Origin of the sequence: Peribacillus sp. NPDC097895 (genome assembly GCF_050277555.1) — a bacterium.
Lineage (GTDB): Bacteria > Bacillota > Bacilli > Bacillales > DSM-1321 > Peribacillus.
The window spans coordinates 781,417-802,856 of the sequence record NZ_JBNNSH010000001.1 but is presented as its reverse complement, the minus strand read 5'-3'; the positions used below and the strand labels follow the sequence as shown (position 1 = coordinate 802,856).

Sequence of the window (21,440 nt, the reverse complement as noted above, 5' to 3'; positions counted from 1 at the left end):
GCACGATGTCATTTTTATACCTATATATTTTAAATATTGCGTGAATAAAGGATAAAATCAGAAAAAACTGATAATTTAATTATATCAATATTGTAAATCCCTTGTTTTTTTCTCAAAAAATTTTATTCATTCTCACTTTATTATCATCCTTTTTATAACATTTTTACCAAAATACAAGCACATCGATAGGGAATTAAACCCAGTTCATTTCTCTATTTTTAGTCTTAATTCCTATTTCAAAATTGAATTTTACTATCTTGAATGTATAAAATGCTGCATGAAACTTCTTGGTTTTCTTATTCGATTTCATATATTTTGCATAATCCCATCATCGATTCCACAAAAAAAACCGCCGAACGGCGGTTTTAATGGCCTCCTAAATAAGCCATTTTTATTTCTTCACTTGATGTAAGGTCCTCGGCTTTGCCCGAGAGGACAATTCTTCCGGTTTCAACGACATAAGCACGATCGGCAATGGATAAAGCAAGGTTGGCGTTTTGCTCGACTAAAAGGATGGTTGTACCAATCTCACTGATTTCCTGAATGATGTTGAATATTTGCTTCACCAGCAGCGGTGCAAGTCCCATGGAAGGTTCATCAAGCAGTAATAAACGTGGTTTCGCCATTAAAGCGCGGCCCATTGCAAGCATCTGCTGTTCACCGCCTGATAGTGTGCCAGCCTGTTGTTTGATTCTCTCAAGCAGCCTCGGAAACAACTCATAAACCTTTTCCATATCTTTTTTAATACCCTCTTTGTCTTTTCGTAAATAGGCTCCAAGCTCCAGGTTTTCAGCCACGGTCATATTGGCAAAGACACGGCGGCCTTCAGGTACATGGGATATGCCCATTTTAACGATGGACTGTGCTGCTTTTCCTCCAATGGGATCGCCTTCGAATAAAACCTTTCCCTGCTTAGGTTTTAACAGCCCGGAAATCGTTTTGAGCAGCGTGCTTTTCCCCGCTCCATTCGCTCCGATCAAAGTGACGATCTCCCCTTGGTTAATTTCCATGGAAACCCCTTTTAGCGCTTGGATGTTCCCGTAATACACATTGATGTCCTCAATTTTCAGCATCATGAAACCTCCTCGCCGAGATACGCTTCGATAACTTTTGGATCGTTACGAATTTCTTCCGGCTTTCCGTGAGCGATAAGCTGTCCATGATCAAGCACGTAAATCCGTTCGCATACCCCCATCACCAACGACATATCATGTTCGATCAGTAAGACAGTAAGATTGAATTCCTTCCGGATAAAAGCAATGAGATTCATCAATTCTTTCGTTTCATGCGGGTTCATTCCGGCTGCAGGTTCGTCCAATAAAAGAAGTTTCGGATTTGCGGCAAGAGCGCGTGCAATTTCCAGCCGCCTTTGCTGTCCGTATGGAAGGTTCTTCGCTTTTTCATCTTTAAAATGGTCCAAGTTGAAAATCCTCAAGAATTCCAACGCCTTTTCATCCATATCCTTCTCCCCGGAAAAATGTCCCGGCAACCTGAATACGGAGCTTACAATCGCATGCTTGGCAAGTGAGTGGTAAGCGACCTTTACGTTATCGATCACAGATAGCTCACTGAAAAGGCGGATATTTTGAAAGGTCCTCGAGATTCCTTTTCTCGTAATTTTATAAGGAGGTTGTTTTTTTAGATTTTCCCCATTTAAGGCAATCGTTCCTTCTGTAGGGACGTACACGCCCGTCAACAAATTGAAAAAGGTCGTTTTCCCAGCTCCATTCGGTCCGATCAGTCCAACAAGTTCCCCTGGAAATAATTCTACGTTCACATCCGATACGGCTTTCAATCCACCAAAACGGATACCCACCGAATCTACTTTAAGCAACGGTATTGTGGCTTCCATCCTTTGGACCCCCTTTCGTCTTTTTATGGGTGAACAGTGTCGAGATTTCCCTTGTCCCCATTAAACCCTGCGGGCGGAAGATCATCATCAAGATCAGGACAAGACTGTAAATGATCATCCTCGTTTCCGGATAATCCTGAAGGAATGTTGTCACGATTGTCAGTAAAATTGCCGCCAAGACTGAACCTGACAGACTTCCAAGTCCGCCGAGAACAACGAAAATCAGAATATCGAAGGATTTTAGAAAACCGAAATTTGACGGCTGGATAATATAGAAATTATGGGCATAAAGCGATCCGGCAACTCCGGCAAAAAATGCGCCGATGACGAAAGCCGCCACTTTGTAATAGGTGGTATTGATACCCATTGCATCTGCGGCCGTTTCGTCTTCTCTTACGGATATGCATGCACGTCCGTGAGTCGAATTGGTGAAATTCCGGATGACGATAACGGTAATCATGACACAGGCAAATACCCATGGCCAGGTAGTCAGATGGGATACCTGCATTCCGCTTGCCCCGCCTACATATTCAATATTCAATAGGACGATCCGGACAATTTCACCAAAACCGAGTGTTGCTATCGCCAAGTAATCCCCCTTTAGACGTAAGCTTGGTATCCCAATCATCATACCGGCAGCAGCGGCGATGATGCCGCCAGCCAATATGGCTATGATGAAAGGCAATTCCAACTTCATTGTCATTACGGCCGAAGCATAGGCCCCTACCGCTAAAAACCCTGCATGTCCGATCGAGAATTGCCCGGTTATTCCAATGATTAAATGAAGGCTCGTCGCCAGCATGATATTGATCCCGATGAACATGAGTGTATTGATATAAAATGGATTGAGCATACCGCTTGAAATGGAGAACTGCATGATTCCGAAAAAAATAAGTGCGAGCACGATCGAGAGCCAAAAACCCTTTGAATTCTTTAAAGTAGTCATCGCCTTGTCTCCCCTATACTTTTTCTCTTTTATTTTTACCGAATAGTCCCTGCGGCAAGAAAATCAAAATCAAGATAAGAACGATAAAAGCCACACCATCGCGCCATAATGAGTAACCGGCAGCACTGACCAAAGCCTCGATGACTCCAAGCAACAGTCCGCCGACCATCGCTCCCGGAATAATGCCGATGCCGCCCAAAACGGCTGCAACAAATGCTTTAAGGCCTGGAAGAACACCCATTAGCGGCTCGATTTTAATATAGTAGATTCCAAAAATGACACCGGCTGCTCCTGCCAGGGCCGAACCTATGGCGAATGTAGCTGAAATCGTATTATTCACATTGATTCCCATAAGCTTTGCCGCTTCGGAATCGAATGAAACGGCACGCATCGCTTTGCCGATTTTGGTTTTATGGACAACAAATTGTAGGATGATCATTAATATGATGGATACAGATAAGATCAATATCGATTGACTGCTGATGGAAACTCCCAAAATATCGAGTTTATCCATCGGAAGGACATTGTTTGGATAGGCTTCCGGCTGGGCGCCCCGGATGTAAATCAGCCCATTTTCTATTAGAAGGGAAACACCGATGGCCGTTATCAAGGCCGCAATCCGTGTTGCATTACGAAGAGGTTTATAAGCAATTCGTTCAATTAACACACCAAAAATGGCACAAGTGAACATCGAAATCAATAAAGCCGGGATGAAAGATAAGTCCATTACCGTAATGGCATAAAACCCTACAAATGAACCAACCATGAATACGTCGCCATGGGCGAAATTTATGAGCTTGACGATCCCGTATACCATCGTATAACCAAGAGCGATCAACGCATAAATGCTGCCGAGTGAAATGCCATTTACCAATTGCTGAATCAGTTCCATATTGCACTCTCCCCGATAAGGTGTTTTTTAAGTGAATATAGAATAGGGGGAATATGCCCCCTATCCACATAAGGTATTATGGATTGATTTTTGTCTTGAATGTTTGTTTACCATCTACATATTCCAAGATGGTGGCTGATTTGATAGGATCATGATTTTCATCAAGGTTCAGCGTTCCGGAAACTAATTGAAGATCCTTGACTTCTTCCAATGCTTGTCTGATTTTTTCAGGAGAGGCATCCCCAGATCTTTTGATGGCATCAGCCAGGTAGTACCCAGTGTCATAGCCAAGTGCGGCAAAAGCATCCGGTGTTTTATTATATTCCTTTTTGAAGGCTGCAACGAAATCCTGGATTTTTGCATCTTCATCTTCTGGTGAATAGTGATTGGTGATATAAGTATTTTTTAGCGCTTCCGCTCCGGCAATTTCAACGACTTTCGGGGAATCCCAGCCGTCTCCACCCATGAATGGAAGGTCTATGCCGTCTTCACGCGCCTGTTTTAAGATCAATCCGACTTCTTCATAGTAGCCAGGAAGGAAAACGAATTCTGGTTTTGCGGATTTGATGCGTGTCAATGTAGAGCGGAAATCAGTGTCTTTTGTAACATATGCTTCTTCTGCGACGATTTTACCGCCCTTGGCAGTAAACGCTTCTTTAAACGCAGCGGCCAATCCTTTAGAATAGTCACTTGCGCTATCCACATAGATTGCTGCCGTCTTCGCCCCTATTTCGTCAGATGCGAAATTAGCGGCCACCGTTCCTTGGAATGGATCGATAAAGCATGTTCTGAACACATAATCATTTAATTTTCCGGCTTTATTGGTGATATCGGGATTTGTTGCAGTTGGTGTGAGTAGAGGAACTTTATTATCCTGCGCCACCTGGACCTGTGCCAATGTGTTTGTGCTTGTAGCTGATCCGACTACAGCCACAACCTTGTCCTGACTTACTAGCTTAATCGATCCGCTGGTAGCTTCTGCTGCATCTGATTTATTATCAACCTTAACGATTTCTAATTTTTTACCATTGATACCTTCTTTATTAATTTCATCGATGGCCAGTTTCAAACCATCGGCAGCCGATTGGCCGAATGATGCCGTACCTCCAGACAATTCAAGGTTGGCCCCAATTTTAATTGTGTCACCCGAATCGGATGAACCCCCACTTGAACTGCTAGTTTTCGAATCTCCATTACAACCTGCCAGCGCCCCTGCAACCAATGAAAGTGATAGAAACACTCCTGCTAGCTTTTTCTTCTTCATTTGAAACCCCCTTGTTTTGTGTGTTCTTTTAAACAAATAGAATATCTGAATAAAAATAATATTCTGAAAATAGTGTATCTCATTCTTTCGACCCCGTCTATATGATATGGATAAAAAAGTTATTAAAAGGGAATATCTACTATTTCCAAACAAAAAAACTGACCCTGTATAGAGTCAGTCAACAGTTTATCAATCGTTTACACGGCGAACTTCAATGTCTTTTAAAATATCATTGATCACCCAGCTTGCAGCAATTAAGCCAGCTACAGATGGAACGAAGGCATTCGAAGATGGCGGCATTTGGGCTTTACGGATTTTTGCCTCGTCATTGCCGACTTCCTTTCGGACATCCTCACGAATGACAATCGGGCTTTCGTCGGAGAAGACAACGGGGATTCCCTTTGTAATGCCCTCTTTTCGTAATCTAGTACGAATGACCTTAGCTAGCGGATCTGTGTGCGTTTTGGAGATATCGGCAATTTGAAAACGGGTTGGGTCCATTTTATTAGCTGCCCCCATACTTGAAATCACCTTGATATTCCGTTTCAAGCACTCCTTCATCACATGCATCTTATAAATCACCGTATCGGATGCATCTATGACATAGTCCAGGCCATAACTGAAGAATTCTTCAAACGTTTCTTCTGTATAGAACATTTTAAGAGCGATCACTTCGCAATCGGGATTGATGTCTTGAATTCGATTTTTCATCAATTCCGCCTTCGGTTGGCCGACTGTTGATAAAAGAGCATGAATCTGTCTGTTTACATTTGTGATGTCGACATCGTCTTTATCGACAAGAATAATGCGGCCGACCCCCGTACGTGCCAAAGCTTCAGCTGAAAAAGAACCTACGCCGCCTACCCCTAGGACAGCGACGGTCGTGTTTTTCAATATTTCGATGCCTTCCTTGCCAATTGCTAATTCATTTCGTGAAAACTGATGCAGCATATATGTTCAACTCCAATAAATTCTGTTCTTATTTAGCTTCCCAATTAACAATATATCATAAACATCATTTATGACAAGCGAAATATGAGCAGTCTAATCGGAATTAGTATACTAGGTCATTTTTGATAATTTTTGAAGGACAGTGGCCAATAGAAGTGTCCGTTCCGTCAGGCTTGGAATTTCCAAATACTCACCTTCACCATGTGCATTCCCTCCAATGGGTCCGAGTCCATCTACCGTCGCTATTCCCAATTCAGAGGTAATGGAGGCATCCGAACCTCCACCCGTGGCCGTATCGGTGATGGGGATTCCGATTTCTTTCCCCGCTTGACGGATCGTCTCTAATAGCAGGCTCGATTTCTCATTCTTTTCCATGGGAGACCGGTCCATTTTCCCGCTTAATGTCGTTTTCGTTCCTGGAATATACGTTTCGGCACAGATTTTTTTCATTTGTTTGAGGATGATATCTTCCTGCTTTTTTTCAGAGATCCGCACATCCACAAAGGCAGCCGCATGGGAAGCGATCATATTGACTGCGGAACCACCTTCAATCATGCCGACATTAACGCTGATTCCTTCCTTTTTATCATTCAATTGATGTAAAGCGATGATCTTATGAGCCAATTCTTCAACGGCACTTCGGCCCTTTTCCGGTTCGATCCCCGAGTGGGCGGCCACCCCAACAATATCCACTTTAAATTGACCGCAGCCCCTTCTTGCCGTGACTAGTGAACCATCCGTCCTTGCCGGTTCAAGAATTAACGCGAACTTTTTATTGACCGCTTTTTCCGAGATGAGTGAAGCGGACGACGGAGATCCGATTTCTTCATCACTATTGAGAATGATCTGGATATGCTTATAGCCTGTCTGCCCCGTCTGTTTCAAGCAAAGGATCGCATAAAAAAGTTCAACCAAGCTAGACTTCATATCTGCTACACCAGGTCCGAATGCCCGATTCCCTTTTACTTTAAAAGGACGTTTTTGCGCTGTCCCCTCCGGAAATACCGTATCCATATGTGCGACTACAAGAATATGCGGTTGATTTGCGTCACGATGCTGAATGACCAGCTGATTTCCATAATGCTTTTGCTCAACGACGTTCACGATAAAATCAAGACTTTCAAATTTCGCTTTTAAAATCGAACCAATTTCATCAATACCCTTTTTTGTACGAGAACCACTATCTATATTCACTAGCTGCTCCAACAATTGAAGCATCTCTTTCCTCTTTGCATACAATAAATCCTTCAAAGCCCTCACTACTTTCCATCCTTGGCTGATTATTATTTTCAACCTTACTTTAATTTACGATTCTAGATTGTGGAATGTTACTTATATGAGGATATTTAAATCATAATCGAGAGTTAAATGAGGTTTACTCCTTAGTTTGGGATCTTTTCTAATACATTCTATCCTCGTTTACTTCTCACCCTTTGGTTAGTTTTCAATGTATTGCAAAAAAGGATCTCCATTCAAGATACCCTTATCTTGAATGGAGATCCTTTACCTACTCAAATTTTTCTAGATATTTAAAATACATTAAACACATATGCTAAGTATGAATTAAAATAAAAATTTTTTTCTGATTATTGATAAACAACACCGTGACCAACTTGTTGCTGAACAAAACGGTGGCATTCCTTCACAATTTGGTCTTTGTCATGATCCATAGATGCCACATGGTAAGAATTTTGCAGAACGACCCTTTCCTTAGTTTTTGATCCTATGTTTTCGAGAATATAATCCGTATTCTCAGGAGGTACGACATGGTCCACCGCTGATTTAACACCTAAAACCGGACAATGAATATGTGACAGTATAGCAGAGGTTTTTTCCATTAGCTTTTGCAGTTCATGGATCGCTTTTAAAGGTACTTTTCGGTAAGCGATTTCATAAACATTTTTTGCTTTAGTATCAGGATTACCTTCGTCAATAAACCTCGGATTTGATTCTCCCATTAAATACTCGTATGCTGGAACTGTTAAGGCTAAATTAATCAAGATAATGCCATTAATATCACGATACTTACGAGCAAGCCAAAGTGTCAATGTTCCTCCCATGGACTGGCCCATAACAAAAATACTTGTGCACCGTTTTTTTAACTCTTGGTATCCTTTTTCCAGTGAGGAAAACCATTCTTCCTGGGTACACTTTTCTAAATCATAGTAATGGGTACCGTGCCCTTTTAACCTCGGAGCTATAACGGTATATCCATATTGAGCAAGTCTTTCACCTAGAAATCGTACGCTTTGTGGAGTGCCTATAAATCCATGTGAAATCAAAATACCAATTTCGTTTCCCTTAAAATCAAACGATTCTGCGCCCTTTATTACTGGAAATTTCTCTTCCATCTTCAGCTTCCTCCTTTTGCGTTCTCAGTCTTTTTCTTACCCATAACTTATTTGATTTTCACCTAGATTAGCTATGAATCATGTTTTTTTCAATTCAGTATATATGGAGCACCAGGAACGTTTAGAAAAACGAATGGGAATCTCCTGTTTTTGGGCTTTTCTTTTAATAACTATTGAAAGATTATGATTAATATAGTCAGTCAAAACTAAGATTAAATCTATTTTCCTTGGTATTTCCTTTCGAGTCATCCGTGTGTTTCTTCCGTTTAAATGAATCACTTCCTTATACCCTTCCTGCTCTAGCTTTTTGGTGATGTTACCGAGTTTATCTCCACCAACAACCAACAATGATTGCATATCCTACACCTCCCCTCTAGATAGAAAAGACTTTAACTCTTAGGCTTAAAAACTCCTTAGGGTTAAAGTCTCTAGTAGACTGATCGACGATAAAATCCATGTTATAAGCTAATGACTCTATTCAGCAACTTTTGATTTTGGTCACCGTAAACAACAGAGATCTCCTAGTCTGCTCCGATTATTACTAGAAATATATTTTAGTTTACGAATTTATTGCTCCTTCAAAAACAACTTCTTTTAATGGCTTTCTGGTGCTTGGATTCTCTCGATCTTGCAAATTCTTTTCGAGTGCTTCTTTTTCACCACGATAGCCAATGGTAATGACTGCATGAAGATCAAAATCATCTGGCACATTCAACAAGTTTCGGGCTTTATCTTTATCAAATCCTCCAATTGCATGTGTGCTAAGTCCCAGTAAAGTTGCCTGAATCGCTAAGTAACCCCAAGCAGTTCCGGCGTCAAACGCATGTGCTCCGTTTGGATCGCCATTCTCTCTACGTGTACTTGATGCTACTAGAACAAGAACAGGGGCTTTTTCTGCCCAAGCCCGATTAAAAGGAATTAAGAACTCATGAAAAATCTTTAGTTGTGGTTCTGTTTTAGCTACAATAAAGCGCCAAGGCTGATCATTGAAAGATGAAGGTGCCCATTGTGCAGCTTCAAGAACACTATACAAATCATCGTCAGAAATCTTCCGATCAGAATAAGCACGAGGAGACCAGCGATTTAAAAACAAGGGACTAACAGAGTGCTCAGCTTTACGATATTCTTTAACCTCACTTGAAAGTTGCTCAACATTTTCATTAGGTAAACTCATTATATCCATCCTCATTTCCTATAGAATTATTTTTGTTTCCATTTATGATTTTCATCTCCAGTCAAGAAAACCTATAGAAACAGAAAAGAACAAAGTTCACGTCTCCTCCTAACATCCGTTATATCGGTTCTTTTACTTTAGCAATCAGAGTGTTCGCTGGTCGTTTCAATCCTAAATTCTCCCTTAAAGTACTACCTGTGTACTCTGTACGGAACAATCCGCGTTTTTGTAGCACAGGAATGACTTGGTTGACGAAATCATCCAGGCCGCCTGGTAAATAAGGAGGCATTATATTGAATCCATCTGCTGCCCCATTTTCAAACCATTCCTGCATTTGATCCGCAATTTGCTCAGGCGTACCCTTTATTTCTCTATGTCCGCGGGCACCGGCAATCCGTTGATACAGTTTGCGAATCGTCAGCCCTTCGCGATCAGCAAGGTCCTTCAATAACTTAAAACGACTTTTCCCACCGTTTACCTGATCCAATTCAGGTAGATCCGGCAACGGCCCATCCACTGGGTAGCCTGATAAATCAACACTTATCATACCAGACAAAAGAGCAATCCCCGCATCCTCTGGAATGAGTTCCTCGAGCAGTGCTTTATTCTTTTCCGCTTCTTCTTCCGTTCTGCCGATGACCGGGAAGATGCCAGGCATGATTTTTAACTCATCTGGAGATCGCCCATATTTCGCCATTCTTCCTTTAACGTCGGAATAAAATGCTTGAGCTTCTTCAAGTGTTTGCCAAGCTGTGAAAATTACTTCTGCAGTGCGTGCCGCAAGCTCCTTCCCGTTTTCGGAAGAACCAGCCTGGATGACAACAGGGTGCCCTTGCACTGGACGGGAAACATTCAATGGTCCTTCAACGGAAAACCATTCTCCTTTATGATTAATCGAATGTATTTTGGAAGAATCCGCAAATTCCGCCGATTCTTTATCAAAAACTAGAGCTTCATCCTCCCAACTATCCCAAAGTTTCGTGACAACATCGACAAATTCTTCAGCACGTTCATAACGCTTTGAATGCTGTAAGTGATGGTCTTGGTTAAAGTTGCGCGCCTCTGCTTCCGTATTTGATGTCACTACATTCCACGCAGCACGGCCATCGCTCAGATGATCAAGAGATGCAAACTTTCGCGCCACATTAAATGGCTCATTATAGGTAGTCGATACCGTCCCTGCAAGTCCGACATGCTTTGTGACCGCAGAAAGTGCGGATAACAGCGTGAACGGTTCAAAAAGAGTATTCACCGTTTGCCCTACTACCTTTTGATTTTTGGCTCTTACTGCATACCCATCCGCAAGAAAAATCATATCAAACTTTCCACGCTCTGCTGTTTGAGCCATCCTTTTTATAAAATCAAAAGTCATCACATGATGAGCTTCTGCTTCCGGATGCCGCCAAGCTGCGACATGATGCCCCGGTATCATGAAAAATGCGCCTAATTTCATTTCCTGCTTATAATTAGTCATCCTATTTCCTTCTTTCTTTTATTTTTCATTTGGATTTGTCTTCCAGCTTGAGAACTTTCTCTCTAATGACACTAAAAGATAATTTAGTATAAAACCGAGCAGAGAAATGGTAATAATACCAGCATACATTTGAGGGATTTGGAAATTCATCTGAGCATAATTAATTAAATAGCCTAATCCTTCCTTGGCTCCAACCATTTCGGCGGCAATTAAAACAAGAATAGAGGCTGTCCCGGCCATACGTATTCCTGTAAAAATAGTCGGAATTGAAGCAGGCAAAATGACTTTATAAAACAACTTGTAGGATGGTAACCCCATTGATTTGGCTGATTTAATCAGTAACGGATCGACATTTCGAACAGCGTTAATCGTATTTAATAAAATCGGAAAAGTACAAGCAAATAACACAATTGTAACTTTGGATGTTTCCCCAATACCAAGCAGTAAAATAAAGACAGGCAATAGAGCTAATGCAGCTGTATTACGGAACAACTCTAAGACCGGGTTTAACAGTTCATTGGCTAACGGATACCATCCAATGATGAGACCCAAAGGGATCGCAATGAGTATGGCCAATCCAAATCCGAAAAACGAACGGCGAATACTTGCTTGAAAGTGGGCATATAAGTCACCTGAAATCACCAAGCCCCACCAACCTTCTGCCACTTTTGAAAAAGGCGGAAAGAAAGTAGAATCAACTAAACCAATTCGGGGAGCTACCTCCCACAGTACAAGTAAAAGAAAAATGGCTACCGTTTGTTTCACAAACTTTCGAGTCCAATTAAAAGAAAAACGAATTCGTTGCGAAGTATGAATGGGAGCCGTTAATGATTTATTAAAACTAGTCAATTTTTTCACCTCTTCTATAAAATGTCAGCTTTTATTAAGCAGATTGATCTTTTTTCTCAAATGTTTGGGCTTTACTCACTTCTTCACGAAGCAAATCCCAAATTTGGTGACGGGCCTTTGCAAATTCTGTGGTAGAGCGTAAATCTTCTACCTGACTGCTTGAATGGAGAGGATTATCTATAATTTGTTTAATGGTTCCTGGTCGAGAAGTCATCACTGCGACACGCTGTCCTAAATATACCGCCTCATCGATCCCATGTGTAATGAAAACAATAGTCTTCTTTGTTTGCTCCCAGATTCGAAGCAATTCGGTTTGCAACGTTTCCCGTGTTTGAGCATCCAGTGCGGCGAATGGCTCATCCATCAATAAAACTTCCGGGTCAAAAGCCAAACTCCGAGCTATGGCAACACGTTGCTTCATTCCACCTGAAAGTTCGTGAGGATAACGATTTTCGAATCCTGATAATCCGACTAGTGACAAAAAGTGCCGGGCAATTTCTGTCCGCTCCTTCTTTGGAACTCCTTTTGACTCTAAGCCAAATTCAATATTCCCTTTCGCTGTTTTCCAAGGAAACAACGCATACTGCTGAAAGACAATCCCACGATCTAAACCAGGCCCCTCAATCGGTTTTCCATCCAGCAAAATCTGTCCCGAAGTGGGCTTTGTTAAACCACCTAGAAGATCAAGCAACGTCGACTTTCCGCATCCTGATGGCCCTACTAATGTAAGAAACTCTCCACTTTTCACGGAAAAATGAACATTTTTAATGGCCGTAAACTCTTTAACCGCTCCCTTTCTTTGATCTGAATCTCTTATTTTAAAAACTTTACTTACATATTCAAACTGAATTTTGTCTATCATACCATCACCTCATTATTTTTTTTTCAACTCATCTTTATAAGGATTAAATTCATTCGTATATAAATCATCCAATTTTACTTGACCTTCTTTAAACTCACCACTTTTCTCCAGCCAGTCTACCCACACTTGGAATTCTGGTTCCTGAATAAAGCCGCCTTTCTCCGCTATACCTGGGCTCTTCCAATATTGAATCGTTTCTGTATCTTCCTTACGCCCCCTTTTCTCAATAATCGATTCAAAACGAGCAATGACTTCTTCTCGAGGCGTTGTTCGTGTCCATTCAATGGCTTTTGCTGTTGCTTCTACAAACTTTTTCACCGTGTTCGGATTTTCTTTAATAAATGCCTCTTTGAAGACAATGCTTCCTGCTGTAAAGGAGCCAAACAAATCATAATCACTAAAGACCTTTCTGATTCCTCCTTTTTCTAATGCTCGATCACGCAACATTCCACCTAAAACCGCTACATCAATTTGCTTTTGTCGAAGCGATTGTTCTGTATTCACTGGTGGCACAACAACTAAAGTAACTTGCTTAATTTCCTCATTCGTTAGCCCATTTTGTTTTAAATATTCTTTTAAAATGAATTCAGAATGTGCTCCCATAGTGTTCATACCGACTTTTTTACCAATTAAATCTCGAGCGTTTTTAATCGGGCTGCCATCCAATACATAATAACCACTAAATGTATCTTTATCACTGCCGTAATACCCAATGACCGATTTAATGGGTGCCCCGCTTGCTATCAATTTGGCAATCGCACCGTTAAAAGCACCGCCAAAATCCGTTTCACCCGTCGCTGCATTTTGAATAGACGATGGTCCACTAGTTGTATTTCCTATCCATTCCAATTTAATTGGATTTAGATATCCTAAATCTTGTGCTAACTCTGGATAAGTAACAGTACCAACAGAGCCCTCATATTTTAAACTAAGAGTTTCATACTCCCCTTCACTTTCCGCTACCGTTTTCTCCTCCTGACATCCAACCGATAAAACGACTGATAATAGTGCTATTAATAAAATTCCTGTTGCTCGCCAACTCTTCAAAATCTGCAATTCCCTTTCCCTCCATCTTCCCTCCAATAGAAAAAACCTTTACCACAAACGAATAACGCTCGTTGTAAAGGCCTCCAGAAGACTAGTCGGCTAGTTCATCTACCAAAAAAACCGGAGACATCACTTTAAATTAAAGAGAAGTCTCCGGTTGTCCGGTCAATGAATTAATAATTCCCATTGAAATACTATGTATTTATTTCCCTTATACTAACAAGTCAATTGCCAATAGTCAACCTTAAATTCAGATAATTCTAAATTTATCAATCTCCTGTACCATTATCGATTGAACTATTCATAAGACTGTTCCCTAAAACTGAGAAGCTCTTTTAATAAAGGATGTTCATTTCTTTTTGGGAAGTTATCTTAATCAACGAATCCATTTCAATTTGAAACAACAAATTTGCCATTTCCTAATTAACAAAAAATTCAAAAATAATAATTGACATACTTATCCTACCAGTTTAATATTTTATCAAACCGATAGGAATTATATTATTTCGGATTCGTATTGCTGACCAGTCACCTGGAAGCCAGAGCTCTTATGCTCTGGCTTTCTTTTGTATTATCGGTTTACCCTAAATGCCCGCTATGCGGTCTAAAAACAAGGAGGCAATAAAATGAGTAATATCAAACAAGTTCAAAATTCATCAACAATCGTTGTAAACCCAGTTGCTGCACGTATTGGTGCGGAGATATCTGGTGTTAAACTTTCTGAAGATCTGGATGCTAACTCAGTTACATCAATCCGCGAGGCAATCTTAAAGCATAAAGTTGTTTTCTTCCGTAATCAGGATCATCTAGATGATAAGGGACAAGAAGCTTTTGCAAGACTACTTGGAAATCCAGTTGTTCATCCAACTGTTCCAGTAAAGAATGGCTCAAATTATATATTGGAATTGAATTCTGATCATGGTGGTGGTAGAGCAAACTCATGGCATACAGATGTTACGTTTGAAGCCGCATACCCGAAATACTCCATTTTACGGGGAGTTGTGATACCTGAAGTAGGTGGTGATACCGTTTGGGCGAATACAACCGCTGCTTATGAAAACCTGCCAGCAGAATTACGAAATCTTTCTGATCAATTATGGGCAATCCATACAAATGACTTTGATTATGCTGCAAAGCGCGCAAATGTATCTTCAAAGGCTGATAGTCACTATAAAGACGTATTTACTTCCACTCTATACGAAACCGAACATCCAGTTGTCCATGTACATCCTGAAACCGGAGAACGCCATCTTTTACTCGGTCATTTTGTGAAAAAATTTGTCGGTCTTTCTTCCTTCGATTCAGCCCAATTGTTCTCCGTCCTCCAAGGACATGTTACACAATTAGAAAATACCGTTCGCTGGCGCTGGAATACTGGAGATGTCGTCATCTGGGATAACCGTGCAACTCAGCATTATGCAGTAAATGACTATGATAATGCACAAAGAGTTGTTCGAAGAATTACAATTGACGGGGAGGCACCTATTAGTTTAGATGGTCGTCGTAGCTTCACAAGAACGAAAGTTAAAAATAATCAATAGCAAGCATCACCTCATTCCATCAAGCTAAAACAAATCCTTAACCCAAAAATGAAAAGGACGCTATTCTTTCTATTATATGATGGAAAGCATGGCGTTTTTTTATGTACCGCGAGAACTTCCCCCAGTAATTCCAACAACCTCCACAAGCTCTCTAACTCTGACTCAAATAGTAGAGATGGGAAGTATTTGAAATAATGTAACCACTAGAAGCAATGAAAGAAGTTATTGAAGTAGCACTCTCAGCTAAATCATTAGTGAAGTGCATCAATTAACGGATCCATCTTTCATGCAAGAAAAACCGGACCCGAAGGTATCTGAAAAATAGTGTGACTCGTGATTTTCCATTCTTCACTTATTTTTACGCACAAAAAAACCCATGTTTAGTAACATGAGTTGCTTTGTAAGGTATAAGAGTCCCAATTGTGCCGTTTACGCCTTTGTTTTGAACCCGCTCTCCGCAGGTGGGTGCTCGGTTCCTCGCGTTTGTAAGTCCTCTTCGAGGGAGGCATTTACGCGGCCAGGAAACTAGTGCTCCCGGTAACTATAAGTGTTCGGTCAAAACTTATAGGTTAAAGAACGAACACATCAGGACTCTTACTTATTGAAAACATCATATCATAATGCTTTACTCCGTTTCAAGAGAAAGCACCTAGGTATTTTTTCATATTTTTCCCAGATTTATTATTTTTTTAGTGCAGCAAGTCTTAGGCTAAGTTCGGCCAATTGCTTGTCGCTTACAGTACTCGGTGCGTCAACCAGCAGGTCGCTTGCGCTTGCTGTTTTCGGGAACGCGATGGTATCGCGAAGGTTCGTGCGGCCTGCAAGCAGCATGACCATACGGTCCAGTCCAAGGGCGATTCCGCCGTGTGGAGGTGTTCCGTATTCGAATGCATCCATTAAGAAGCCGAATTGTGCGTTTGCTTCTTCTTCTGTGAATCCAAGTACTTTGAACATTTTTTCCTGAACGTCGCGTTCGAAAATACGCAGTGATCCACCGCCAAGTTCGTAACCATTCAAGACAAGGTCATACGCTTGTGCACGGACACTTGCTGGATCTGATTCCAGTTTGTCCATGTCTTCACGGAATGGCATTGTGAATGGATGGTGTGCGGCATAATAGCGTCCTTCTTCTTCGTCATATTCAAGTAATGGCCAGTCCGTTACCCATAGGAAGTTGAATTTGCTTTGATCGATCAAGCCTCTTTCTTTACCAAGTTTGATGCGGAGTGCTCCAAGTGCATCAGCAACTATGCCTTTCTTATCCGCTACGAATAAGATTAGATCGCCCACTTCTGCTTCCAATACAGATACTAATTGCTGTTGATCTTCAGCAAAGAATTTAGCGATTGGACCTTTTACACCGTCTTCTTCCACTTTCAACCACGCAAGACCTTTTGCACCGTAAATCGCTGCAAATTCAGCCAATCCATCAATATCTTTACGGGAATAATCCGCATTTCCGCCCTTCACGACAATCGCTTTAACTTGTCCACCATTTGCAACGGCGCCAGTGAACACTTTGAAATCACTGTCTTTGACGATTTCCGAAACATCTTTAAGTTCCATTCCGAAACGTGTATCGGGTTTGTCGGAACCATAACGGCTCATCGCTTCAAAGTAAGTCATTCTAGGGAATGGCAGTGTTACGTCCAGTCCTTTAACATCTTTCATCACTTTAGCCATCATGTTTTCTGCCGTTTGAATGATATCTTCCTGGCTCATGAAGCTTGTTTCAATATCGATTTGCGTGAATTCAGGCTGTCTGTCAGCACGTAAATCTTCATCACGGAAACAGCGGGCAATTTGATAATAACGTTCAAAACCGGATACCATCAATAGCTGCTTGAAGATTTGCGGTGACTGTGGAAGTGCATAGAATTCCCCTTCGTGTACACGGCTAGGCACTAGATAATCACGTGCTCCTTCAGGTGTACTTTTCGTTAGGATCGGTGTTTCAATATCAAGGAAGCCTTCACCGTCCAAGTAGTCACGGATTGCTTTTGTTGTTTGGTTACGCATTTTCAACGTTTCGAACATTGCCGGACGACGCAAGTCCAAGTAACGGTATTTCAGGCGGATATCTTCTGAAACATCCGTTCTTTCATCAATGATGAAAGGAGGAGTTTTTGCTTCGTTTAAAATTGTAACGTTTTCGGCTTGAACTTCGACGGTCCCTGTTGTTACATTCGGGTTGAAGTTGGCTTCATCACGTTTGATGACTGTCCCTTGGATATCAAGGACATATTCATTACGGATCTTTTCGGCAGTGGCCAAGGCTTCTGCTGAAATATCCGGATTGAAAACGACTTGTACGACTCCGCTTCTATCACGTAGGTCGATAAAGATGACCCCGCCCAAATCCCGACGTTTTTGTACCCAACCTTTTAATGTTACTTTTTCACCAATAGCTGCTTCTGTTACTTCCCCATTGAAGTATGTTCTGCCAAACATGGTATTTCCCCCTTAAGCCTGTAGCTTTTTGAATTGTTCAACGAATGTAGCAAGATCCATCTGGACTTGTTCACCGGTTTCCATGAACTTTACATTGATTTTATTATTCTCCAATTCATCATCTCCGAGTGTCGCCACATATCTTGCTTCCAGGCGGTCGGCCGATTTGAATTGAGCTTTCACTTTACGGTTTTGATAGTCCTTTTCGACAGTAAAACCGGCATTCCGCAGTTGATGGGCGAGTTTGACTGTATAATCCTTGGCATTTTCACCTAACGAAACAAGGTAGCAGTCAATTCCCTTTTTGATTGGAAGCTCGATGTTTTCCGCTTGTAGTGCTGCAATCAGGCGTTCAATGCTTAGCGCAAAGCCAATTCCGGGTGTCTCTGGTCCGCCAAGTTCTTCAGACAGCCCATTATATCGGCCGCCTCCGCAAAGTGTTGTAATGGCCCCGAAGCCTTCCGCATCACTCATGATTTCAAAGGCGGTATGATTATAGTAATCCAATCCCCGCACAAGTGTCGGATCTTCTACAAATTCAATCTCCAAATCCGTCAAGTGCTGTTTCACCTTTTCGAAATAAATACGGGAGTCATCATTTAGATATTCAATGATGGATGGCGCCGTTTTCATCAATTCGTGATCGTGATCTTTTTTACAATCGAGGATCCTCAGTGGGTTTTTTTCAAGACGATTTTGGCAATCGCTGCAAAACTCGCCAATACGAGGTTCAAAATGTTTGATCAATGCATTCCGATGCGCTGTCCGGCTTTCCTTATCACCAAGGCTGTTGATCACAAGTTTCAGCTTTTTCAACCCAAGTTCTTTGTAAAGGTTCATTGCAAGTGATAAAACTTCCGCATCGATTCCAGGATCTTTACTTCCTAAAGCTTCGATGCCGAATTGAACGAACTGGCGGAAGCGGCCTGCCTGCGGACGTTCGTAGCGGAACATCGGCCCGATATAATAGAGTTTGACCGGTTGATTAGCCCATCCAAACATCTTGTTCTCGATATATGACCGGACCACTGATGCAGTGCCTTCGGGACGAAGGGTCAAATTCCGTTCACCGCGGTCTTGAAATGAATACATCTCTTTTTGTACGATATCGGTTGTATCTCCTACACCACGTAAAAATAATTCCGTGTGCTCAAAAATCGGTGTGCGGATTTCTTTATATTGGTAACGGTGACAAATATCACGCGCTGTCTTTTCGATATACTGCCAAATTTCCGTCTGGCCAGGCAATAAATCCTGTGTACCTCTAGGAATTTGAATGGACATATATGTTTCCCCCTTTAAAGCAAGGCGCCTTTTTTGAAACGGCGCTATACTGATTTTTTCAAACAAAAAACTCCCGCCCCTTGTAACTAATCCGTTACAAGGGACGAGAGTTGGATATCCCGTGGTGCCACCCTAGTTGAAGCACAAAAATTTGTGCCCCCGCTCAAAAACAGTTAACGCCTGTTTTACGTCCATCTCCTATTAAGAAAATCCGTTCGGAGTGAAGCCTACGGAGGGTTCTTTCATTAAGTCATCATGTGGAATGCTTTCAGCCCCGGCATTTCCTCTCTTTTCATGTGTTTCTTAATTACTCTTCTCCATCATTGGTTGTTGCAGTAATAAGTCTGATATTTTATAATCATACGGACGTTAACATCAAATGTCAAGATAGGCTTTAGGATTTTATCGCATTTTATTGGTTCAAATGTTTTTTCATGTTTTTGATCGTCCGGACATTGACTCCGAACTCGGACGCCAATTCAACAAGATTTGCACTTTGCTCCTTCTGGATAAAATCGTGAAAATCGACACCTAATACTTGATTGCCTCCGCTTAAGCTCGTTTGATCTTTTTCGCTGAATTTCATGTGGTTTCCCTCCTATACTTCTATACGTTTTATTCTTTCCTAAAAAAATGTTTTTTACATAGGGATAGAGGGAAATTTTTATTGAACGAGAATACATACATATAGACATAAAAAGGGAGAGACAACTTATGAAGAAGAAATCGGGTCTATTCGGCCTGATCCTATTGCTGATAATGGCAGCTATTTTCCCGGTCAATCACGCATTTGGAAAAGATGAAGGGGAAATAATCGTGAAGACAAAAGTGGTCAATGTCCGCGAAGGCGCTGGACTCAGTTTCCCTATCGTAAAAAAACTGGCAAAAGGGGAATCGTATCCTATTCTAAAAGAAGATGGCGACTGGATTGAAATACAGATAGCTGCAGGTAAAACGGGATGGGTTGCCAATTGGCTTGTAGAGAAAAAATCAGATACAAAACAGGTCAAGAACGAATCCGGCCAGGGAGTAATCACCGGCAGCTCCGTCCGTGTCCGTACAGGTCCGGGCACTACATTTCAAACAGTTGGCTCCTTAACGAAAGGAACAGCTGTTGACATTATTGACAAGAATGAAAATTGGATAGAGATTAAAACAACGGAAATTCGTGGTTGGGTATCTTCTGACTACCTTAATCTTCCTCCAGCTTCCGAGAAAAATGCAGTGAAAAAAGATTCATCCAAGAAAAAAGAAGATGCAAACCAAGCCGTAAAAACCGGCGTCACCTTGGTCGACCGGCTCAATGTTCGTTCGGAACCTTCAAAAAGCAGTGCCTCTCTCGGAAAGCTGAATAAAAATACGTCAGTGACCGTTTATCGCATTGAAAATGAATGGGCTGAAATTGATTTCCAAGGTGCCCATGGTTGGGTAGCTGAAACGTACATACAAGTAAGCGATGATAAAAATCTACCGAAAGTGAATAAGTCAGATGCCACTGCAAGAGTGACTGCATCAGGTTTACATGTACGGAAGGACGCCTCCCTAAACAGTAAGGTCATCGGTTCGGTGAATAAGGACGAGACATACTCTGTCTTGCAGACAAAAGGAAAAATGACGCAGATCCAGCTTTCCGGTTCAAAAAAGGGCTGGGTCGTGAGTTGGTACTTAGAAAAAGAGAATGTTGAACAAACGCCAAAGAAAAAGAAGATGGATGTAAAAGGACACGAGATTACCATCATTCATGATGGAACGATATTTAGAAGTGAGCCCGATGGCAACTCGGAGATCGTAGAGCAGGCAAATGCAGGTGAAACGTTCCAAGCCATAGGTATGGATGGCGACTGGTATTCCATTAAACTAAAGAGCGGGAAAACCGCTTATGTTGCCGGATGGATCGTGACGATAGAGGGGAATACCGAGCAGATCCAACGACCGGGCGTTGAAAAATATTTAGCGGATAAAACCATCGTGATCGATCCCGGCCATGGCGGCAGGGATAGCGGTACAGTAGGGGTCGGTGGCACTCTTGAGAAAAACCTGACGATCCGAACGGCTGAGTTGCTGCGGGACAAACTTCAGGCCGCAGGAGCAAAGGTGATCCTGACCAGAAGCGGGAATACATATGTTCCACTTCCTTCCCGGGTCGGCACCTCACATATCCACAATGCGGATGCTTTCATCAGCCTCCATTACGATAGCACCAAGGACCAGATTACCAGCGGGATAACAACCTACTACTATCATGGCTATCAACAAGGTTTGGCCTCTACACTGGCGAATTCACTCGGTTCCACCATGCAGGTGCCCAACCGCGGGTCCCGTTACGGAAATTTTCATGTTATCCGTGAAAACAAACGGGTGGCTACACTTATTGAATTAGGTTATTTAAGTAATCCAGTGGAAGAATTGACGTTAACAACGAATGAGTATCAAGAAAAAATCACTTCCGCCATCTATAATGGATTGGCACGGTATTTTAAATAAAGACGAGCCAGCTTCCTT

At 41.8% G+C, this 21,440-nt stretch carries 19 protein-coding genes, 1 other RNA gene and 1 other annotated feature; of the genes, 2 read left to right on the top strand and 18 right to left on the bottom strand.

The window, feature by feature from the left end; all coding sequences use genetic code 11:
- Positions 1-365: 365 nt before the first annotated feature.
- The 14 genes from ACQKMH_RS03745 to ACQKMH_RS03680 form a co-directional block, all read right to left on the bottom strand.
- Positions 366-1,073 carry an ABC transporter ATP-binding protein gene (locus tag ACQKMH_RS03745; RefSeq protein ID WP_427587499.1) on the bottom strand — a complete coding sequence of 236 codons (708 nt, stop codon included), beginning with the start codon at positions 1,071-1,073 and terminating at the stop codon, positions 366-368.
- On the bottom strand, positions 1,073-1,852 hold the full coding sequence (locus ACQKMH_RS03740) for an ABC transporter ATP-binding protein (RefSeq protein WP_427586141.1): 780 nt from the start codon (positions 1,850-1,852) through the stop codon (positions 1,073-1,075). The genes ACQKMH_RS03745 and ACQKMH_RS03740 overlap by 1 nt, the downstream gene beginning before the upstream one ends.
- Positions 1,827-2,798 (bottom strand): branched-chain amino acid ABC transporter permease, encoded by a 972-nt coding sequence (locus tag ACQKMH_RS03735; RefSeq protein ID WP_427586140.1) that lies wholly within the window; start codon positions 2,796-2,798, stop codon positions 1,827-1,829. Before ACQKMH_RS03735 ends, ACQKMH_RS03740 begins: the two co-directional genes overlap by 26 nt.
- 13 nt (positions 2,799-2,811) lie before the next feature.
- Positions 2,812-3,690 (bottom strand): branched-chain amino acid ABC transporter permease, encoded by an 879-nt coding sequence (locus ACQKMH_RS03730; protein ID WP_427586139.1) that lies wholly within the window; start codon positions 3,688-3,690, stop codon positions 2,812-2,814.
- 76 nt (positions 3,691-3,766) lie between these two features.
- On the bottom strand, positions 3,767-4,954 hold the full coding sequence (locus ACQKMH_RS03725; RefSeq protein ID WP_427586138.1) for an ABC transporter substrate-binding protein: 1,188 nt from the start codon (positions 4,952-4,954) through the stop codon (positions 3,767-3,769).
- Positions 4,955-5,143: 189 nt separating this feature from the next.
- Positions 5,144-5,905: a tRNA threonylcarbamoyladenosine dehydratase gene (locus ACQKMH_RS03720; protein WP_427586137.1), complete on the bottom strand. Its 762-nt coding sequence runs from the start codon at positions 5,903-5,905 to the stop codon at positions 5,144-5,146.
- 111 nt (positions 5,906-6,016) lie between these two features.
- Positions 6,017-7,165, bottom strand: coding sequence for a M20 family metallopeptidase (locus ACQKMH_RS03715; protein WP_427586136.1), 1,149 nt, complete (start codon positions 7,163-7,165; stop codon positions 6,017-6,019).
- 326 nt (positions 7,166-7,491) lie between these two features.
- Positions 7,492-8,256: an alpha/beta hydrolase gene (locus tag ACQKMH_RS03710; protein WP_427586135.1), complete on the bottom strand. Its 765-nt coding sequence runs from the start codon at positions 8,254-8,256 to the stop codon at positions 7,492-7,494.
- 78 nt (positions 8,257-8,334) lie between these two features.
- Positions 8,335-8,613, bottom strand: a complete 279-nt coding sequence (locus ACQKMH_RS03705) for a DUF2325 domain-containing protein (protein ID WP_427586134.1) — start codon at positions 8,611-8,613, stop codon at positions 8,335-8,337.
- A 202-nt stretch (positions 8,614-8,815) separates the two neighbouring features.
- A complete protein-coding gene (locus ACQKMH_RS03700) occupies positions 8,816-9,430 on the bottom strand; it encodes a nitroreductase family protein (RefSeq protein ID WP_427586133.1) in 615 nt (204 codons plus the stop codon).
- Positions 9,431-9,548: 118 nt separating this feature from the next.
- The gene (locus ACQKMH_RS03695) at positions 9,549-10,904 is read right to left on the bottom strand and encodes an LLM class flavin-dependent oxidoreductase (protein WP_427586132.1); all 1,356 of its coding nucleotides are present in this window, start codon (positions 10,902-10,904) and stop codon (positions 9,549-9,551) included.
- Positions 10,905-10,922: 18 nt separating this feature from the next.
- Positions 10,923-11,753 carry an ABC transporter permease gene (locus ACQKMH_RS03690; protein WP_427586131.1) on the bottom strand — a complete coding sequence of 277 codons (831 nt, stop codon included), beginning with the start codon at positions 11,751-11,753 and terminating at the stop codon, positions 10,923-10,925.
- 34 nt (positions 11,754-11,787) lie between these two features.
- Entirely contained in the window at positions 11,788-12,615 is an 828-nt protein-coding gene (locus ACQKMH_RS03685) for an ABC transporter ATP-binding protein (RefSeq protein WP_427586130.1), read from the bottom strand.
- A 12-nt stretch (positions 12,616-12,627) separates the two neighbouring features.
- A complete protein-coding gene (locus tag ACQKMH_RS03680) occupies positions 12,628-13,671 on the bottom strand; it encodes an ABC transporter substrate-binding protein (RefSeq protein ID WP_427586129.1) in 1,044 nt (347 codons plus the stop codon).
- Positions 13,672-14,288: 617 nt separating this feature from the next.
- Here ACQKMH_RS03680 and ACQKMH_RS03675 point away from each other — a divergent pair.
- Positions 14,289-15,203: a TauD/TfdA dioxygenase family protein gene (locus ACQKMH_RS03675; protein ID WP_427586128.1), complete on the top strand. Its 915-nt coding sequence runs from the start codon at positions 14,289-14,291 to the stop codon at positions 15,201-15,203.
- 409 nt (positions 15,204-15,612) lie between these two features.
- Here the strand turns inward: ACQKMH_RS03675 and ssrS are convergent.
- The 4 genes from ssrS to ACQKMH_RS03655 all read right to left on the bottom strand — a co-directional run bounded on the left by ssrS (position 15,613) and on the right by ACQKMH_RS03655 (position 19,524).
- Positions 15,613-15,798, bottom strand: a non-coding RNA gene (ssrS, locus tag ACQKMH_RS03670) — 6S RNA.
- A gap of 86 nt (positions 15,799-15,884) precedes the next feature.
- The gene (gene aspS / locus ACQKMH_RS03665) at positions 15,885-17,654 is read right to left on the bottom strand and encodes an aspartate--tRNA ligase (RefSeq protein WP_427586127.1); all 1,770 of its coding nucleotides are present in this window, start codon (positions 17,652-17,654) and stop codon (positions 15,885-15,887) included.
- A gap of 12 nt (positions 17,655-17,666) precedes the next feature.
- Positions 17,667-18,938 carry a histidine--tRNA ligase gene (hisS, locus tag ACQKMH_RS03660; protein ID WP_427586126.1) on the bottom strand — a complete coding sequence of 424 codons (1,272 nt, stop codon included), beginning with the start codon at positions 18,936-18,938 and terminating at the stop codon, positions 17,667-17,669.
- 96 nt (positions 18,939-19,034) lie between these two features.
- Positions 19,035-19,271: a binding site (T-box leader), on the bottom strand.
- A gap of 79 nt (positions 19,272-19,350) precedes the next feature.
- The gene (locus tag ACQKMH_RS03655; protein WP_427586125.1) at positions 19,351-19,524 is read right to left on the bottom strand and encodes a hypothetical protein; all 174 of its coding nucleotides are present in this window, start codon (positions 19,522-19,524) and stop codon (positions 19,351-19,353) included.
- A 128-nt stretch (positions 19,525-19,652) separates the two neighbouring features.
- On the opposite strand from ACQKMH_RS03655, the gene ACQKMH_RS03650 reads away from it, so the two are divergent.
- On the top strand, positions 19,653-21,422 hold the full coding sequence (locus tag ACQKMH_RS03650; protein WP_427586124.1) for an SH3 domain-containing protein: 1,770 nt from the start codon (positions 19,653-19,655) through the stop codon (positions 21,420-21,422).
- The last annotated feature ends 18 nt before the right edge of the window (positions 21,423-21,440 follow it).

Coding starts and splice junctions, on each gene's coding strand:
- ACQKMH_RS03685 (WP_427586130.1), bottom strand. CDS start 12,615: ATGATAGACAAAATTCAGTTTGAATATGTAAGTAAAGTTTTTAAAATA.
- ACQKMH_RS03720 (WP_427586137.1), bottom strand. CDS start 5,905: ATGCTGCATCAGTTTTCACGAAATGAATTAGCAATTGGCAAGGAAGGC.
- ACQKMH_RS03700 (WP_427586133.1), bottom strand. CDS start 9,430: ATGAGTTTACCTAATGAAAATGTTGAGCAACTTTCAAGTGAGGTTAAA.
- ACQKMH_RS03745 (WP_427587499.1), bottom strand. CDS start 1,073: ATGCTGAAAATTGAGGACATCAATGTGTATTACGGGAACATCCAAGCG.
- ACQKMH_RS03730 (WP_427586139.1), bottom strand. CDS start 3,690: ATGGAACTGATTCAGCAATTGGTAAATGGCATTTCACTCGGCAGCATT.
- ACQKMH_RS03705 (WP_427586134.1), bottom strand. CDS start 8,613: ATGCAATCATTGTTGGTTGTTGGTGGAGATAAACTCGGTAACATCACC.
- ACQKMH_RS03740 (WP_427586141.1), bottom strand. CDS start 1,852: ATGGAAGCCACAATACCGTTGCTTAAAGTAGATTCGGTGGGTATCCGT.
- ACQKMH_RS03695 (WP_427586132.1), bottom strand. CDS start 10,904: ATGACTAATTATAAGCAGGAAATGAAATTAGGCGCATTTTTCATGATA.
- ACQKMH_RS03735 (WP_427586140.1), bottom strand. CDS start 2,798: ATGACTACTTTAAAGAATTCAAAGGGTTTTTGGCTCTCGATCGTGCTC.
- ACQKMH_RS03710 (WP_427586135.1), bottom strand. CDS start 8,256: ATGGAAGAGAAATTTCCAGTAATAAAGGGCGCAGAATCGTTTGATTTT.
- ACQKMH_RS03675 (WP_427586128.1), top strand. CDS start 14,289: ATGAGTAATATCAAACAAGTTCAAAATTCATCAACAATCGTTGTAAAC.
- ACQKMH_RS03655 (WP_427586125.1), bottom strand. CDS start 19,524: ATGAAATTCAGCGAAAAAGATCAAACGAGCTTAAGCGGAGGCAATCAA.
- aspS (WP_427586127.1), bottom strand. CDS start 17,654: ATGTTTGGCAGAACATACTTCAATGGGGAAGTAACAGAAGCAGCTATT.
- ACQKMH_RS03725 (WP_427586138.1), bottom strand. CDS start 4,954: ATGAAGAAGAAAAAGCTAGCAGGAGTGTTTCTATCACTTTCATTGGTT.
- ACQKMH_RS03650 (WP_427586124.1), top strand. CDS start 19,653: ATGAAGAAGAAATCGGGTCTATTCGGCCTGATCCTATTGCTGATAATG.
- hisS (WP_427586126.1), bottom strand. CDS start 18,938: ATGTCCATTCAAATTCCTAGAGGTACACAGGATTTATTGCCTGGCCAG.